The sequence below is a fragment of the Pseudomonadota bacterium genome (assembly GCA_030775045.1).
GTDB lineage: Bacteria > Pseudomonadota > Alphaproteobacteria > JALYJY01 > JALYJY01 > JALYJY01.
Genome location: JALYJY010000039.1, coordinates 1 through 14840 on the forward strand (window position 1 = coordinate 1; position 14840 = coordinate 14840).

Annotated in this window: 16 protein-coding genes and 1 tRNA gene; 11 read left to right on the forward strand and 6 right to left on the reverse strand. The window is 61.2% G+C overall.

Annotated features, from left to right (window positions below):
- On the forward strand, positions 1 to 339 hold a 339-nt coding region (locus M3O22_04820; protein MDP9196079.1), incomplete at its 5' end, for a ribonuclease PH.
- 114 nt (positions 340 to 453) lie between these two features.
- Positions 454 to 918 (forward strand): hypothetical protein, encoded by a 465-nt coding sequence (locus M3O22_04825; protein ID MDP9196080.1) that lies wholly within the window; start codon positions 454 to 456, stop codon positions 916 to 918.
- A 47-nt stretch (positions 919 to 965) separates the two neighbouring features.
- Here the strand turns inward: M3O22_04825 and M3O22_04830 are convergent, their stop codons facing one another.
- The 3 genes from M3O22_04830 to rsmI all read right to left on the reverse strand — a co-directional run bounded on the left by M3O22_04830 (position 966) and on the right by rsmI (position 2902).
- Positions 966 to 1448: an RT0821/Lpp0805 family surface protein gene (locus M3O22_04830; protein ID MDP9196081.1), complete on the reverse strand. Its 483-nt coding sequence runs from the start codon at positions 1446 to 1448 to the stop codon at positions 966 to 968.
- A 174-nt stretch (positions 1449 to 1622) separates the two neighbouring features.
- On the reverse strand, positions 1623 to 2009 hold the full coding sequence (locus tag M3O22_04835) for a YraN family protein (GenBank protein MDP9196082.1): 387 nt from the start codon (positions 2007 to 2009) through the stop codon (positions 1623 to 1625).
- Complete coding sequence (gene rsmI, locus M3O22_04840) at positions 2006 to 2902, reverse strand: 16S rRNA (cytidine(1402)-2'-O)-methyltransferase (GenBank protein MDP9196083.1); 897 nt, start codon at positions 2900 to 2902, stop codon at positions 2006 to 2008. Before rsmI ends, M3O22_04835 begins: the two co-directional genes overlap by 4 nt.
- Here rsmI and M3O22_04845 point away from each other — a divergent pair.
- The 3 genes from M3O22_04845 to pheS all read left to right on the forward strand — a co-directional run bounded on the left by M3O22_04845 (position 2902) and on the right by pheS (position 6199).
- Positions 2902 to 3993, forward strand: a complete 1092-nt coding sequence (locus M3O22_04845) for a penicillin-binding protein activator (GenBank protein MDP9196084.1) — start codon at positions 2902 to 2904, stop codon at positions 3991 to 3993. The genes rsmI and M3O22_04845 overlap by 1 nt on opposite strands.
- Positions 3994 to 4211: 218 nt before the next feature.
- Positions 4212 to 5120, forward strand: a complete 909-nt coding sequence (locus M3O22_04850) for a DUF4115 domain-containing protein (GenBank protein MDP9196085.1) — start codon at positions 4212 to 4214, stop codon at positions 5118 to 5120.
- Positions 5117 to 6199 carry a phenylalanine--tRNA ligase subunit alpha gene (gene pheS, locus M3O22_04855; GenBank protein MDP9196086.1) on the forward strand — a complete coding sequence of 361 codons (1083 nt, stop codon included), beginning with the start codon at positions 5117 to 5119 and terminating at the stop codon, positions 6197 to 6199. Before M3O22_04850 ends, pheS begins: the two co-directional genes overlap by 4 nt.
- 212 nt (positions 6200 to 6411) lie before the next feature.
- On the opposite strand, the gene groL is transcribed toward pheS, so the two are convergent.
- A complete protein-coding gene (groL, locus tag M3O22_04860) occupies positions 6412 to 8055 on the reverse strand; it encodes a chaperonin GroEL (protein ID MDP9196087.1) in 1644 nt (547 codons plus the stop codon).
- A 45-nt stretch (positions 8056 to 8100) separates the two neighbouring features.
- Positions 8101 to 8403 carry a co-chaperone GroES gene (gene groES, locus M3O22_04865; protein ID MDP9196088.1) on the reverse strand — a complete coding sequence of 101 codons (303 nt, stop codon included), beginning with the start codon at positions 8401 to 8403 and terminating at the stop codon, positions 8101 to 8103.
- Positions 8404 to 8611: 208 nt separating this feature from the next.
- Between groES and M3O22_04870 the strand changes: the two genes are divergently transcribed.
- The 5 genes from M3O22_04870 (at position 8612) to M3O22_04890 (ending at position 13211) form a co-directional block, all read left to right on the forward strand.
- Positions 8612 to 9481: a F0F1 ATP synthase subunit gamma gene (locus tag M3O22_04870; protein ID MDP9196089.1), complete on the forward strand. Its 870-nt coding sequence runs from the start codon at positions 8612 to 8614 to the stop codon at positions 9479 to 9481.
- A gap of 23 nt (positions 9482 to 9504) precedes the next feature.
- Positions 9505 to 9936, forward strand: coding sequence for a hypothetical protein (locus M3O22_04875; GenBank protein MDP9196090.1), 432 nt, complete (start codon positions 9505 to 9507; stop codon positions 9934 to 9936).
- A gap of 115 nt (positions 9937 to 10051) precedes the next feature.
- Positions 10052 to 10354: a YggT family protein gene (locus M3O22_04880; GenBank protein ID MDP9196091.1), complete on the forward strand. Its 303-nt coding sequence runs from the start codon at positions 10052 to 10054 to the stop codon at positions 10352 to 10354.
- A 22-nt stretch (positions 10355 to 10376) separates the two neighbouring features.
- A complete protein-coding gene (gene folD / locus M3O22_04885; protein MDP9196092.1) occupies positions 10377 to 11273 on the forward strand; it encodes a bifunctional methylenetetrahydrofolate dehydrogenase/methenyltetrahydrofolate cyclohydrolase FolD in 897 nt (298 codons plus the stop codon).
- Positions 11274 to 11384: 111 nt separating this feature from the next.
- Positions 11385 to 13211 (forward strand): DUF2207 domain-containing protein, encoded by a 1827-nt coding sequence (locus M3O22_04890; protein ID MDP9196093.1) that lies wholly within the window; start codon positions 11385 to 11387, stop codon positions 13209 to 13211.
- A 304-nt stretch (positions 13212 to 13515) separates the two neighbouring features.
- On the opposite strand, the gene M3O22_04895 is transcribed toward M3O22_04890, so the two are convergent.
- Positions 13516 to 14496 (reverse strand): glucokinase, encoded by a 981-nt coding sequence (locus tag M3O22_04895; GenBank protein MDP9196094.1) that lies wholly within the window; start codon positions 14494 to 14496, stop codon positions 13516 to 13518.
- A 156-nt stretch (positions 14497 to 14652) separates the two neighbouring features.
- Here M3O22_04895 and M3O22_04900 point away from each other — a divergent pair.
- A tRNA-Leu gene (locus M3O22_04900) sits at positions 14653 to 14737 on the forward strand.
- Positions 14738 to 14840: the final 103 nt, after the last annotated feature.

Consider the following 14840-nt stretch of genomic DNA (forward strand, 5'->3'; position numbering starts at 1 on the left):
GCCTCCATCACCGGCGGCTATATGGCCCTGTGCCTGGCATTCCGGACACTGGTTTCAAAAGGCATCCTGAAGGAGATCCCCCTGCTGGACCAGGTGGCGGCCATCTCCTGTGGCCTGTACGAAGGCACCCCGGTGCTGGATCTGGACTATGCCGAGGACTCAAAAGCCCAGGCGGACGCCAACTTTGTCATGACCGGCAACGGCGGCCTGATCGAGGTGCAGGGAACGGCCGAGGAGCGCCCCTTCAGCCACGACCAGTTCCAGGCCCTGATGGACCTGGCCCGCGGTGGCATCGCCCGCCTGGCGGAACTGCAGAAAAAGGTCCTGGAACAGGCCTGAGCAGATGCACAACGATTTGCCTTTCGCTGAAAGTAATTTCAGCTGATATGTTACTGCATGGACAAACGTACCCATAAGGGTTTCCATGGACCGCATACCAGGCACCTGACAGCCATGACACCGCTTCAGACATTTCTGGATTCCTATATTCAGGACCTGCCCCACACCCGCTGTGATCGCATCCTGCGGACCCAGGATGGGCGAATCCTGGGCGTCATGTTTCAGGACGACACCGGACGAAAGACGAAACAGTCGCATGCCAGTCAGGCTGTTTTTATATGTTTGTCCCCGGAAGGACCGGGAATATCGGGAGAGCTGAACTGCCCTGTCAGAAGCCAGGCTCAGGGCCAGCTTTTGCCTGATGATGCCAGTTTTCTGAAAACCACAGGCCTTCTGGCTGGCATGACAGGCGTGGACCAGTTCCGGCTTGTGGAAATCCTTGCCATAGCGGAAAAGGAATGGCGCGATGCGCTGGATGCACTTTGTCGGGCAGGAACCCTGACCACAGGCCAGGCTATTTCCATTGTTCCGGTAAAAATTCCGCGCGAGGTTAGGTATGCACCTGCAGCGAGGCCCTGAAACCCTGCCCCTTGTCCCCCACGGAACAAGGGGCAGACCCTGCAAAATCAGTTCACAACCTGCCAGGTTCCGTCAGGCTGGCGACAGGCCGTGCCATAGCCCCTCTCCGTCCTTCCGCCCACATTGATGGTCTGCTGATACTCACGGCAATAGGCGCCAGTGGGGCGGTCATAACCTTCACGGACCGGTGTATAGGTACCATAGTTGCCGCTTTGCGGATTGCTCCACGAAATCTGCTGTCCGACAGGGGCGGTATAGGCCTGTGACTGGGCGCTGTTCATTGCAGCCATGTCTGCATTGTCCAGGGATTCGCCGATCCCGCTGCCAACCAGGGCGCCCAGAAGAACGCCGGCGCCAGTAGCCCAGAGACGGCCGGATCCTCCACCAATCTGGGAGCCCAGAAGACCGCCGGCTACTGCGCCAAGGCCTGTACCTACCGTCTGTTTGGTACCCATATTCTGGCAACCCGCCGCTGCAAGCGACAGGACAAGAAGGGCTGCAACAGCTGCTTTTCTGCTTTTTCCGGTCATTGGTATCTCCTGGTTGGGTTTGGGATCGCTGAAGTCCGGCATACGGGCCGGAAAAACAGGACACAGCTTCCGGCGAACCTGTACACAAATCATAGTCTGGGCCGAAAATCAGGCGCAAGTGTGGCATCAGACGCATGATTTCCTTACAAAGGATTACCCGAAAAGAGCCGGCCTCTATTCCCTTGCGTGCCAGGCATCCGGCACATGACAGGGCCAGCGGCGCGGCACAACCAGCATGGCGTCAAAGCGCACAGGCAGGTCAGCCAGATGGGGATGGGCCGCCAGAAAAACCTGTGCCGCGCGGGCCAGGCGCTGCTGCTGGACCGGGTGAATGGCCTCCAGCGCCATGACGCGGGAAGGCCGGGCCTTGACTTCCACCATCACCAGGATGTTCCCCCTGCGGGCCACCAGGTCAATCTCCCCAAGGGGAGTACGCCAGCGGCTGGCCAGGATACGCCATCCCTTCAGACGGAGCGCCCAGCGGCACAGGGTCTCTGACACATGGCCACGTTCCCACGATTTATGCCCCCTGATCCGGCGATTCTCCAGCGGCAGGCTCATGTTTTTTTCCTCCCCAGGACCAGGGCCCGCTCATAGACCTGCCGGCGGGGCAGACCGAGCGCCAGGGCCACCTGCGCCGCAGCATCCCGCACCCCTGACCCGGCCAGCGCTTCTTCCAGGGCCCGGTCGATCTCCTCGGGCAAGGGCGCAGCCATGTCCTTCAGGGGCGGTCCGACCACCACAACAATCTCGCCTTTCGGGGGGCCGCTGGACTCATAATGTCCGGCCAGATCCTCCAGGGATCCCCGCCGGACTTCCTCGAACAGCTTGGTGAGTTCGCGGGCCACGGCCGCTGGCCGGTTTCCAAGGACAGACGCCATGTCGCGCAGGCTGTCCGCCAGACGCGGCACCGTCTCGAAAAAAACCAGGGTAGCCGGAACAGCCGCCAGCTCTGACAGCACCGACTGCCGGGCAGAGGTTTTCGGGGGCAGAAATCCTGCGAACAGGAACCGCTCTGGCGGAAGACCCGACAGGATCAGGGCGGTCAGCGGCGCGCTGGCTCCCGGAATAGCTGTTATGGGAACCTGCTCCGCAATGCACGTCTGGACCAGCCTGTACCCCGGATCCGACACCAAGGGCGTTCCCGCGTCGGACACCAGGGCCGCCGCCTGGCCGGCTTTCATCCGCTCCAGCAGCTGCGGTCCCACCCTGTCTGCATTGTGCTCGTGGTATGATACCAGGGATGTGGCAATGCCATAGCGGGCCATCAGGCTTCCCGTCACCCGGGTATCCTCGCAGGCGATCACATCCGCCGTGCGCAGGACATCCAGGGCGCGCAGGGTAATATCTCCGGCATTCCCAACAGGCGTAGATACCAGCGACAGGCCGGGATCCGCTTTACTCCTGCCCTTCGGGACAGTAGGTTCTTCGGTCTGTGAAGAAGGAGTTGGCAATGCTGTTTTCCGTCCGGGGCCTGTCTGCCGCATTGGGTGTTCTCGGGATTCTGGCCATGGCGGCCTGTACTCCCACCACCATACTGCCGGGAAAGGGCCCACGGCAACAGGGAGCTGGCACAGGCACAGACGGAAAAATGAAGGTAGGCCTCCTGGTCCCGCTCAGCGGAAAGTACAGGGCGACCGGACAGATGCTGCTTGAGGGAGCCCAGCTGGCCCTGTCTTCTCCTGCAGCATCAGGCATCGAACTGCTGCCCCGCAACTGCTGTGCAACGCCGGACCAGGCGCGCGAGGAAGCTTCCCGGCTGGTCAGCGATGGAGCCCGGGTCATCGCAGGCCCGCTGCTGTCCTCCTCCGTCCCTGCTGTGGCCGGTGCAACGTCCCGCAACGGAATCCCTGTCCTGGCCTTTTCCAACGATCCCGCCGTTGCGGGCGGCAACGTCCACATCATGGGCTTTTCCCTGGACGACCAGGTTGTGCGGATGCTGTCCTTTGCCCGCCAGCGCGGATATACCCGGACCATTGCCCTTGTCCCAGACAGTCCCTACGGGCAGATGATCGCCCACAGCCTTGCGGACCAGCCGGGCATCAGGACCGAGCGCTTTCCGGCGGATTCTCCGGGCATACAGGCCCTGACAAAGCGACTCGCTTCGGAAAGACAATCCTTTGATTCCGTCCTGATGGCTGCCAGCGGCGATACCCTGCGGCAGCTGGCCAGCTTTCTGACGTATTACGGGGTAGACACCCGGAAAGTCCGGTTCATGGGCAACAGCCAGTGGGACAACCCCTCCCTGTGGCAGGAAGGCGCCCTGAGGGGAGCATGGTTTACAGCACCGCACCCCAATGGCTGGAAGGCTTTTGCGGAACAGTTCCGCAGCACCTTTGGAAAAACGCCGCTGCGCCTGGCCAGCCTGTCCCACGATGCCGTCCTGGTTGCCGCTGAAGCCGGAGATCTGGAAAAGGCTGAGGGCTTCAGGGGCGTGGACGGAACTGTCCGGTTCCTGCCCGACGGGCGCACCCGCCGGGACTGGTCCATTCTGGAAATCAGGCCGGAAGGGCCAGCTGTAATTGATTCCGGAGAGAGCCGATAAGAAGTACAACCCCCTGCAGAACACGCCGGGACGAGGGGAGTGCCAGGAGAGAGGAACGCAAAACCGGAGCGTACACGGAGTACGTGAGGATTTGAGTACCGCAACGACACAGCAATCACCCGTCCCGGTCGGGGTTATGGAGGGGGGTTGCCGCCTTGGCGCTGACATAATAGGATGAGAAGAACACCCTGCTACCGGAACAGGGAAAAGTACGATCCATGCCTGATCCTTATCGCCCCTCCCCCCCAGCACCGGGAAAAACGCCCGGCGCGGTGATTTCCGCAGCGGAAAACCTTTCTGAAAGCACCGCCTCTGCCGTAGGGGCCCTGCTTCAGAACCAGCGGCGGAAAATGGGCCTTTCCCTCGAGCATGTAGCCTCGGAGCTGCGCATCCGCCTGTCCTATCTGGAGGCGCTGGAAAAGGGCAACTTCAAGGCCCTGCCCGGACTGGCCTATGCCTCGGGCTTTCTGCGGGCCTATGCCGCTTTCCTGCGCCTGGACGGCGTGTCGCTGGTCAAAAAATTTCAGGACGAGGCTTCTGCCGCCGCCCGCCAGCTGGACCTGCACCTGCCCCAGCCGGATCCCGAGTCCACAGCCCCTGGCAGCAGGACCATGACCGTGGCCGCCGCCGTCCTGGTCCTTGTCTGCGTCCTGTGGTACGCGCTGTCTGACGGAGACCGGGAACTGGCCGAATTTGTCCCCTCGCCTCCCGGTACAGAAACAGAACAGGTGGCCCAGCCTGCCCCCTCCACCGAAACCGCTGTTGCCGACACTCCGGCAATCCCCACCGGTGACCCTGCACTCCTTTCCCCGCTTCCTGCCACTCTCCAGGAACCACCACCGGCCCACACCTCCCGTGTCATGATTCGTGCCCAGGTGGACAGCTGGATTGAGATCCGCGACACCGCCGGAAGACAGCTGTTCTCGGGCATCATGAAAGTCGGGGAAATCCGCCCGGTGCCGGAAATGCCCCGCGCGGTCCTGACCACAGGCAATGCGGGCGGCATCGCCCTGTCTGTGGATGGCCACGACCTCCCCTCTCTCGGCCCCCGGGGCAAGGTAGTCCGCAACATCCCGCTGGACGCCGACACCCTGAAACAGAAATACGGAACACAGGTAACGCCATGACCAATATGCTCGAGGCTCTCCGGAAGGAGACAGCCCATTCCATCAATGCCGCCTCTGATCCCGCCGCGCTGGAGGAAATCCGCGTGGGTGTGCTTGGCAAAAGGGGCCGCATCACGGATCTGATGAAGGAGCTGGGCACCCTGTCAGCCGAGGAACGCAAGGTCCGCGGCGCAGCCCTGAACACCGTGAAGGAGGAAATCTCGGCCCTTCTGGAAAGCCGCAAGACTGTGCTGGAGGCCCAGGCCCTGAACCAGCGGCTGGAGGCCGAGCGTATTGACGTGACCCTGCCTGTACGCCCGTCTGACCGGGGTTCCATCCACCCCATCAGCCAGACCATCGAGGAGCTGATCGCCATCTTCGCCGACATGGGTTTTTCCGTCGCGGAAGGCCCGGACGTGGAGACGGATTTCAACAACTTCACCGCCCTGAACATGCCTGAGTGGCACCCGGCGCGGCGCATGCATGACACCTTCTACATGCCTCCAGGACCGGACGGCCAGACGCGTGTCCTGCGCACCCATACATCACCTGTCCAGATCCGGACCATGATGTCGCAGAAGCCACCTCTGCGGATTATCGTTCCCGGACGAACCTACCGCTCTGACAGCGACATGACCCATACCCCCATGTTCCACCAGGTAGAGGGGTTTGTGGTGGATGAGGCGACGCACATGGGCCACCTGAAGGGATGCCTGATCGAATTCTGCCGGACTTTTTTCGGAGTTCCCGATCTTCCCCTGCGCTTCCGGCCCAGTTTCTTCCCCTTCACCGAACCTTCGGCCGAAGTGGATATCGGCTGCTCCCGCAAGGGGGGTGAACTGAAGCTAGGTAACTACGGCGACTGGCTGGAAATCCTCGGTTGCGGGATGATCCACCCCAAGGTGCTGGAAAGCTGCGGCATTGACTCCACCCGGTACCAGGGTTTTGCCTTCGGTATGGGCATCGAACGCATCGCCATGCTGAAATACGGCATCCCGGACCTGCGCACCTTTTTTGAAAGCGACATCCGCTGGCTGAAGCACTATGGCTTCCGCGCCTTGGATATTCCCAGCCTGGCCACAGGCCTGGGCGGAGTATAATTACCTCTCCCCTTGAGGGAGAGGTCGCGAGGGCCAAGGCCTGAGCGGGTGAGGGGTCGCAAGAAAGACTCTTCGTCCGTACCCCTCACCCGACCCACTTTCGCTTCGCTTCAGTGTGTCGACCTCTCCCTCAAGGGGAGAGGTAAAACCCAACAAAAAACCGCGGGGTTTGCGCCCCGCGGTTTCTTTTGTCACACCTGAACAGCTGGCGATCAGAAGTCCATATCGCCCATGCCGCCCATACCACCGCCGCCACCGGCGGGAGGAGCCTTTTTCTCGGGCTCGTCCACCACCAGGGTTTCGGTCGTGATCATCAGGCCTGCGACTGACGCCGCATCCTGCAGGGCCACGCGCACGACCTTGGTCGGGTCGATGACGCCGAATTTGAGCATGTCGCCATACTCGCCGCTCTGGGCGTTATAGCCATAGACCGTGTCATCATTGTCCAGAAGCTTGCCAACGACCACGGAACCGTCAACGCCGGCATTCTCGGCGATCTGGCGAACCGGAGACTGGAGGGCACGGCGGATGATATCGACACCCACCCGCTCGTCGTCGTTGGGGGTCTTGAGCTTGTCCAGAGCCTTGATGGCGCGCAGCAGGGCTACGCCGCCACCGGCCACGATGCCTTCCTCGACCGCAGCGCGGGTTGCATGCATCGCGTCATCAACGCGATCCTTGCGCTCCTTCACTTCCACTTCTGTCGCACCGCCAACGCGGATAACCGCAACGCCGCCGGCCAGCTTGGCCAGACGCTCCTGCAGCTTTTCCCGGTCGTAGTCCGAGGTGGTTTCCTCGACCTGCTGGCGGATCTGGTTGCAGCGGGCCTCGATGTCCTTTTTCTTGCCGCCGCCGTCCACAATCGTGGTGTTGTCCTTGTTGATGGACACTCTCTTGGCCGTGCCCAGCATGGAGATATTCACATTCTCCAGCTTGATGCCCAGGTCTTCGGAAATGACCTGTCCACCCGTCAGGATGGCCATGTCTTCCAGCATGGACTTGCGGCGATCGCCGAAGCCAGGCGCTTTCACCGCAGCGACCTTCAGGCCACCGCGCAGCTTGTTGACCACCAGGGTGGCCAGCGCTTCACCTTCCACATCCTCGGATACGATCAGCAGCGGACGGCCAGACTGAACCACGGACTCCAGAACCGGCAGCAGGGGCTGCAGGCCGGAGAGCTTCTTTTCGTGCAGCAGGATATAGGGGCTGTCCAGCTCAACTGTCATCTTTTCCGCGTTGGTCACGAAATACGGGCTGAGATAGCCGCGGTCAAACTGCATCCCCTCGACCACGTCCAGCTCGGTCTCCAGGGACTTGGCTTCCTCAACCGTGATGACACCTTCCTTGCCGACCTTGTCCATGGCCTTGGCAATCATGTCGCCGATTTCCGTCTCACCATTGGCCGAGATGGTGCCAACCTGCGCGATTTCCTTTTTGTCAGAAATCTTTTTGGACTGTCCCTTGACGTGCTCGACCACAGCCTCAACAGCCTTGTCGATGCCACGCTTCAGGTCCATGGGATTCATGCCCGCCGCCACAGCCCTCGTGCCTTCCCTGAAAATGGCATAGGCCAGAACGGTAGAGGTCGTTGTACCGTCCCCGGCAAGATCATTGGTCTTGGACGCCACATCCTTGATCATCTGTGCGCCCAGATTCTCGAATTTGTTCTTCAGGCTGATTTCCTTGGCCACTGTCACCCCGTCCTTGGTGATGCGGGGGGAGCCAAAGGACTTTTCGATCACCACATTGCGGCCCTTGGGCCCCAGGGTTACAGCCACTGCGTCGGCCAGGATCTTTGCGCCGCGCAGCATGTGGTCACGGGCGCCCTGCCCGAAGCTCAGTTCTTTTGTTGGCATGGTATGTTCTTCCTTCAGGTTTGATTATGTACAGACAGGACCGGGTTACTTGCCCTTGCCGCCTTCAATGATGCCCATGATGTCGGATTCCTTCATGATCAGGTATTCCTTGCCATCAATCTTGACTTCGGTTCCTGACCATTTTCCGAACAGCACGATATCGCCCGCCTTGACATCCAGGGCGTGCACCCTGCCCTGTTCGTCGCGGTTTCCACCGCCGGCCGCCACGATGCGACCCTGCATGGGCTTTTCCTTGGCCGTATCGGGGATGATGATCCCGCCGGCAGTTTTTGTTTCTTCCTCAAGGCGTTCAACCATAACGCGGTCGTGCAGGGGACGAAGTTTCATAAATTGATCTCCGGTTGACGATGTAATCAGAAATTCCAGCACCAGACAAGGTGAGAGCCAGACATGTAGTCTTATCCTTCGCAGCTTTCAAGGGTCGGCTGCAATTTTCCCTGAATCCTGTGTTAAAACACCTTGTGTTTGAAAAGGGCCGGACGGTGTGTTACAGGCTTCAGCAGTTTTGCACCAGAACAGGGTCCGGACATTACCCATGCCCAGCCTGCGCGACCTGAAAAACAGGATCACATCGGTCAAATCGACCCAGAAGATCACATCCGCCATGAAAATGGTGGCGGCCAGCAAGCTGCGCCGCGCCCAGGAACAGGCCGAGGCCGGACGCCCGTACGCTGACCGGATGGCCCGCATGCTGGCCTCCCTGTCCGCAGGCATGGCCGGGGAAGAAATCCCCCCCCTTCTGGCCGGAACGGGCCGGGACCAGGTGCACCTGCTGGTGGTCCTGACGTCGGACAGGGGCCTGTGCGGGGCCTTCAACGGCAGCGTGGTGCGGGAAATCCGCCGCAAGATCAACGATCTGGTGGCCCGTGGCAAAACCGTGAAGCTGCTGTGCGTGGGGCGCAAGGGCCGCGACCTTCTGCGCCGCCAGTACCCGGGACTGATCGTTGCCTCGTTCGAGGATGTGGGCCGTAAACGCCTGTCCTTTGATGATGCGGACAGGATCACCACCCGGATCCTGGAGATGTTCGGAAACGGCGAATTCGATGTAGCCACGCTGGTCTACAACAAGTTCAGGTCCGCCATCAGCCAGGTGGTGACGCTGCAGCAAGTTGTGCCGGCCCCTGTCCCGGCCACACAGGCCGGTGCGACCGCAGGCTATGAGTTCGAACCCGATGAATCCCGCATCCTGGCGGATCTTCTGCCGCGCAATCTGGCCGTCCAGGTCTACAGCGCCCTTCTGGAAAGCGCCGCCAGCGAACAGGGCGCCCGCATGACGGCCATGGACAACGCCACCCGCAACGCCGGCGACATGATCCGCAGGCTGACGCTGACCTATAACCGCTCACGCCAGGCCTATATCACCAGGGAACTGATCGAGATCATCTCGGGCGCCGAGGCTGTCTGACGCTCCAACAAGGGGGAACTGAAATGGCTGACCACAATGGGGATGGAAAAGTGGATCAGGCACATTCGCAAACTCTGGCGCTTATGGATGCCTCTGGTTCCGCGCCGAAACAGGATACGTCCGTCCTGGCCGAAATTATCTGGCATCTGGAAACCAGGGCAAGCCGTGTGCCCCGTGAACATTGCTGGGCCCATGTTGACGCAGACAAAATGGCAAGTGTTCTGGAGGCCTTGAGGCCTCTGGGAATCAAACAGGACAAAGACTGGCCTACCCTTGAGGTAACTGAATGTGCTGGAGAATGGTTTGAACTGGTCATTTCAGCTCCCGGGGGGATCAGAAATCTGGAAGAAGCCCTTGCACCACATGGAAAAAGCATTATCCGGTCCGCTCCTGTTCATGGACCTGGACAGGGTGCTGCATCTCCCGCAGCCGGAGCCCGGCCTGTTGCCGGCTGACGGGGACAGCAGCCTTCGCTGAAAAACTGTCTTTCCCTCATGGAACCGCACTCCCGGATGTGGCATTCTGGCTCCCGTTGCTGAACGCTCCCACCCCTTCCCGAGGCCCGTGTCCATGACCCCTCTCCTGTCCGCAGCCTTCTGGCTGGTCCTGAAGATCCTGCAGATTTACCTGTGGATCCTGATCGCCAGTGTTGTCGCCAGCTGGCTGGTGGCGTTCAGCGTCATCAATACCCGCCATCCGGCCATACGCCGGATCCTGCTGGTCCTCGAGCGCCTGACAGAGCCCCTGCTGCGGCCCATCCGGCGGATCATTCCCCCTGTGGCCGGCATGGATCTGTCCCCCATCATCTTGGCCCTGGCCATCATTTTCCTGCAGCGGATCATTATCATGTACTGGCCGATGGTCCTTTATTGAGCCTGAAAGCTCCGGGAGAACCATGACCGAAACCCGCATCATCGACGGCAAGGCCATGGCCCGCGACCTGCGCACCCGCATCGCGGCGGGTGTGGCCACCCTGAAAGCCCGCACAGGCGTGGTGCCGGGACTGGCCTTTATCCTGGCGGGTGACGATCCGGCCAGCCAGGTCTATGTCCGGCGCAAGGACAGGGCCTGCCGGGCCGCGGGCATGGAGTCGCTGGAATACCGCCTGCCGGCAGATACAGCCCAGCAGGCCCTGCTGGACCTGATCGCCAGGCTGAACACCGATCCCCGCGCCCACGGGATCCTGGTCCAGCTGCCCCTGCCCGCCGGGCTGGACACCAGAACAGTGATCCAGGCGATTGACCCGGCAAAGGACGTGGACGGCATTCACCCTGTCAACATGGGGCGACTCGTGCAGGGACTACCCTCCCCCACTCCCTGTACACCCATGGGCTGCATGATGCTTCTGCGCCATGCCATGACCGGCCTTGCGGGCAAAAAAGCCCTTGTGGTGGGCCGCTCGATGATCGTCGGCCGCCCCATGTCCTCGCTCCTGCTGGCGGCGGACTGCACGGTCACAGTAGCCCATGCAAAAACAGCTGATCTGGCTGCGGAAGTGCGCCAGGCGGATATCCTGGTGGCCGCGGCGGGAAAGCCCGGCCTGATCCGGGGGGAATGGCTGAAACCCGGAGTCGTGGTGATTGACGTAGGCATCAACCGGATTCCCGGTGCGGATGGCAAAACGCGACTCGTGGGAGACGTTGATTTTGAAGGGGCGCAGGGCGTGGCGGCCGCCATTACCCCTGTCCCCGGCGGCGTGGGTCCCATGACCATTGCCTGCCTGCTGCTCAATACCCTGAAAACCGCAAGCCTGGCGCTGGGCGTACCCTGCCCTGTGGAAGCTGTTTTTTGACCATCTCCGGCAATATTTACTATCTCTTAGGAATTGTCTGGCATTCCTGTCTGTAAGGACCCCGGAAAACAAGAGGGCCCGTGGCAGAAACCCCCAAGGATGGAGCCGGACATGAAAGCGAACCTGAATATGCGGCTTGCAGCTCTCGCCACCCTCAGCGCCATTGCAGTGGCCCTTCCCGCCATGGCTGCCGAGCGCATTGCGTCCCACGATATCTGGATCCAGGCCGAGCCTGACCGGTCGCTCACCGTAACCGAGGTGATCGAGGTCGAAGCCGATAACCGCCGTATGGGCGATGGTGTTGTCCGCTATGTGGACCTGGACTCGGCGCTGGGCGGAAAGGCCCGCCTGAACCTGCTGTCAGCCACACAGAATGACCAGCTGACCCGCGTTACCCTGTCGGAAGACGGACGGGCCGCCCGGATCGAGGTCGGCCGCCCCGCAGAACTGTCAACCCGTGAGGGAATCAGCACCTATAAACTGCGCTATACCATCAGCGAACAGGTCAATACATCGGGAACCAGCGACAGGATCAGCCTGGGCTCGGTCCTGGGCATTTGGCCTGTCAGCGTTGAGCATGTCCGGATCAGGATCATCACCCCTGAAGGTTCGACCCAGACCTCGTGGTCAGCAGCCATCAACGGCAAGGCTGTTGCCGAAAAGGACGTGATGCTGGAAAAAATGACCGGAAACCGGGCTGTCCTCACCCTGAACCGTCCCCTGGAACGGGGTGCCGCCCTGTCGCTGGTCGCCACATGGCCGGAAGGCACGGTTCTGGCACCGAACCTGAAAGACCTTGCCGCCGGCTGGTATTTCACCAATCCTGCCGGCGCCACAATGGCGCTGGCGTACCTGGCATTGACCCTCTTCATGCTGCTGGGCGCCGTTGTTATGGAAAAGCGGGCAAAACGGGCCGGAGCCATGGGTAACGCTGTCTCGCTGCATGGCCTGTCGCCTGCAGCCCTGCGGGTGTTTGTCAGACGCTCTCTGGACAAGCGTGGCCTTGTCTCGGCCCTCCTGAGCATGGCTGCAAAGGGCCATCTGACCATCGTTGATGACCAGGATGGTGTTATCCTGCGCAGGAACTCGGGGGCGGACTACCTCACAAACCTGACGCCCGAGGAAACAGCCCTGGACGAAGGCCTGTTCCACATGGGAAGCCGGACCGAGGTCAGACTGGACAGGTATCATCGCGGCGCCGTGGAATCGGCCTGCCGGGATGCGGAATGGATCCTGCGGGACTATATGGGCCCAAGGTTCTGGAGGAACAGCCGCGGCTTCTTCGTCGGCGCCGTTATCATGGCCGTGATCGGGGCCGCCCTGACCCTGCACATGTCGATGCCCATCAATCCCGCCCCCTACCGGATGGCCGCTATTCTGGCAGCGTTTGGCATGGTTTTCGTCACCTGTGGCAATGCCCTGGCAGAAACCATCCACACAGCCCGCATGACCGGCCTGAAGGACGCCCTGTCGGGCACCCGCAACAGCCTGGCCCTTGTGGCCCTGCTGGCTGCAGCCGGGGGTCTGGTGTTCTGGCTGGGCGGCCTTGCAGGAACAATGACCACATGCGCCCTTCTGGGACTGTTCCTGTCGGCCCTGGTTTTCCATGTGATCTCGCACGGCCCCACGGCAGAAGGCCTGTATCTGGTCGAGGAAGGCCGCGCCTTCCGCAGCACCATGACACGCCCCTGGAAACTGGCCGGCAAAACCGGCGAGGATCTGGAAAAAGCCCTGGAAGCCTTTGAAAAGGGGATGGGCGCCTCGTACGCCCTGGGATCGGAACTGGCCTGGAGACGGTCGTTCCACAGCGTGTTCCGCGCCGTGGCCCGGGACGGCGGCCTGTACCAGCCCCCATGGTACAAGGGGCTGGACTTCGACCCCCTGGCCGTGGAACACAAACTCTACATCACCCTGAAAAACACCAAGGCATCCCTGTAGAATGCAGGCGGCAGGGAGAGCGAAAACTCTCCCTGCCCGTCCTTTTTCCCACCCGGCAAAACCCCGGAACCTGGCCGAAGCCTGTTCCTGCCTTGCCGAAAGTAAAACCGGCTGGCAGGGTTCTGCACATTCAGGACACAGGATTTTCCTGCCCGGGACAAGGGAACAGCGATGGACACGACACAGGACAGGCAGAATTCTTTCAGGCTTTTTTCAGAAGCCCTGCTCGAGACGTTTTCCACACTGAAGAAGACCGTAAACGCTTCCAGAGATGAAAAACGTCAGATTTCTGAAAAACGGTTCTCTATTCCGCAAGAACCGACTGGAGACCTATGAACGCCGGCAGTTCGTGCGTGATCAGCCAGGTGGGAACGGCGGCAAGATAGGCCCCCATCCGGCCCTTGGCCTCAAAGCGCTTGCGGAAATCGGTCCGGTCAAAGTAGTCGCCCATCCGGGGAATGATTCCGCCGGCGATATACAGGCCGCCCAGCGCCCCCAGGGTCATGGCCAGATCACCTGCCACAGTCCCCAGCATGGCGCAGAACATGTTTACGGCTTCGCGACAGATTGTGCATTCACCACTGACGCCCGCAGCAGCGATTTTCGATGGTGTCAGATCCGCCACAGGTTGCCCCGCCAGGGTGCACAAAGCCCTGTACAGGTTCTGCAGCCCCATGCCCGAGATCACGCGTTCCGCCGAAACATGGTCAAACTGGCCCCGCAGGACACGCAACACATCGGCTTCCCGGTCATTGAGAGCCGCCATGGTCACATGGCCCCCTTCCGTCATCAGGGCCGTCCAGGATGCGCCAGTCCACACAAGACCGGAAACGCCCAGCCCCGTGCCAGGGCCAACGACGGCTATGGGGGCCTTGTCCACCACGGTTCCTTCAGGTCCGATGCGCCGGCGGTCCCGCTCTGTCAGAAGGGGAATGCTCAGGGCCAGGGCCGTAAAATCATTCAGGATCCTGAACTGCTCAAAGCCGAAAGCCTTCCGGATTTCCTCAATGGAAAAGGCCCAGTGGTTGTTCATGAGGGATACCCTGTCCCCCATGATGGGCGAAGCTACGGCAAAGGCCGCGGACTTCAGGGGCGCCGACAGGGAAACCCCACCCAGATAGGCCCGTATGGCCGCTTCCAGAGAGGGAAAATCCGCGCACTGCAGAACCCTGGCCTGTTCAGGCCCTGCACCATTGATAAGGGCGAATCGTGCGTTGGTCGCGCCGATATCCGCAACCAGGACCGGCGCCTTCACGGGCCGGGCAGCAACAGCAGGGGCATTCATGACTGGCTTTCCATCAACCATTCGCAGAAGGGGGCAATCTGCCAGTCCGGACCTGTCCTGTGCAAGAACAAAGCTCCCCCTTGAACGGTCCCCGGGCTTCTGCTATCTCCCCGTGACCTGCGGGCCTGTTCAGGTCCCGCGCCACCATGGACATGTGCGGTCGTGGCGGAACTGGTAGACGCGCAGCGTTGAGGTCGCTGTGGGGCAACCCGTGGAGGTTCGAGTCCTCTCGACCGCACCAGTTCCCTGGATGACTGAGAGAGACAGGCCTTGGGGGTATTGCCAGTCAAACGCATAATGGCCAGATGACAAGGATTTCCGGAAACCGGAGCACAGCGTACGTT

Coding starts and splice junctions, on each gene's coding strand:
- M3O22_04880 (MDP9196091.1), top strand. CDS start 10,052: ATGACCCCTCTCCTGTCCGCAGCCTTCTGGCTGGTCCTGAAGATCCTG.
- M3O22_04870 (MDP9196089.1), top strand. CDS start 8,612: ATGCCCAGCCTGCGCGACCTGAAAAACAGGATCACATCGGTCAAATCG.
- M3O22_04825 (MDP9196080.1), top strand. CDS start 454: ATGACACCGCTTCAGACATTTCTGGATTCCTATATTCAGGACCTGCCC.
- M3O22_04895 (MDP9196094.1), bottom strand. CDS start 14,496: ATGAATGCCCCTGCTGTTGCTGCCCGGCCCGTGAAGGCGCCGGTCCTG.
- M3O22_04850 (MDP9196085.1), top strand. CDS start 4,212: ATGCCTGATCCTTATCGCCCCTCCCCCCCAGCACCGGGAAAAACGCCC.
- groL (MDP9196087.1), bottom strand. CDS start 8,055: ATGCCAACAAAAGAACTGAGCTTCGGGCAGGGCGCCCGTGACCACATG.
- M3O22_04875 (MDP9196090.1), top strand. CDS start 9,505: ATGGCTGACCACAATGGGGATGGAAAAGTGGATCAGGCACATTCGCAA.
- pheS (MDP9196086.1), top strand. CDS start 5,117: ATGACCAATATGCTCGAGGCTCTCCGGAAGGAGACAGCCCATTCCATC.
- M3O22_04845 (MDP9196084.1), top strand. CDS start 2,902: ATGCTGTTTTCCGTCCGGGGCCTGTCTGCCGCATTGGGTGTTCTCGGG.
- M3O22_04830 (MDP9196081.1), bottom strand. CDS start 1,448: ATGACCGGAAAAAGCAGAAAAGCAGCTGTTGCAGCCCTTCTTGTCCTG.
- M3O22_04835 (MDP9196082.1), bottom strand. CDS start 2,009: ATGAGCCTGCCGCTGGAGAATCGCCGGATCAGGGGGCATAAATCGTGG.
- groES (MDP9196088.1), bottom strand. CDS start 8,403: ATGAAACTTCGTCCCCTGCACGACCGCGTTATGGTTGAACGCCTTGAG.
- M3O22_04890 (MDP9196093.1), top strand. CDS start 11,385: ATGAAAGCGAACCTGAATATGCGGCTTGCAGCTCTCGCCACCCTCAGC.
- folD (MDP9196092.1), top strand. CDS start 10,377: ATGACCGAAACCCGCATCATCGACGGCAAGGCCATGGCCCGCGACCTG.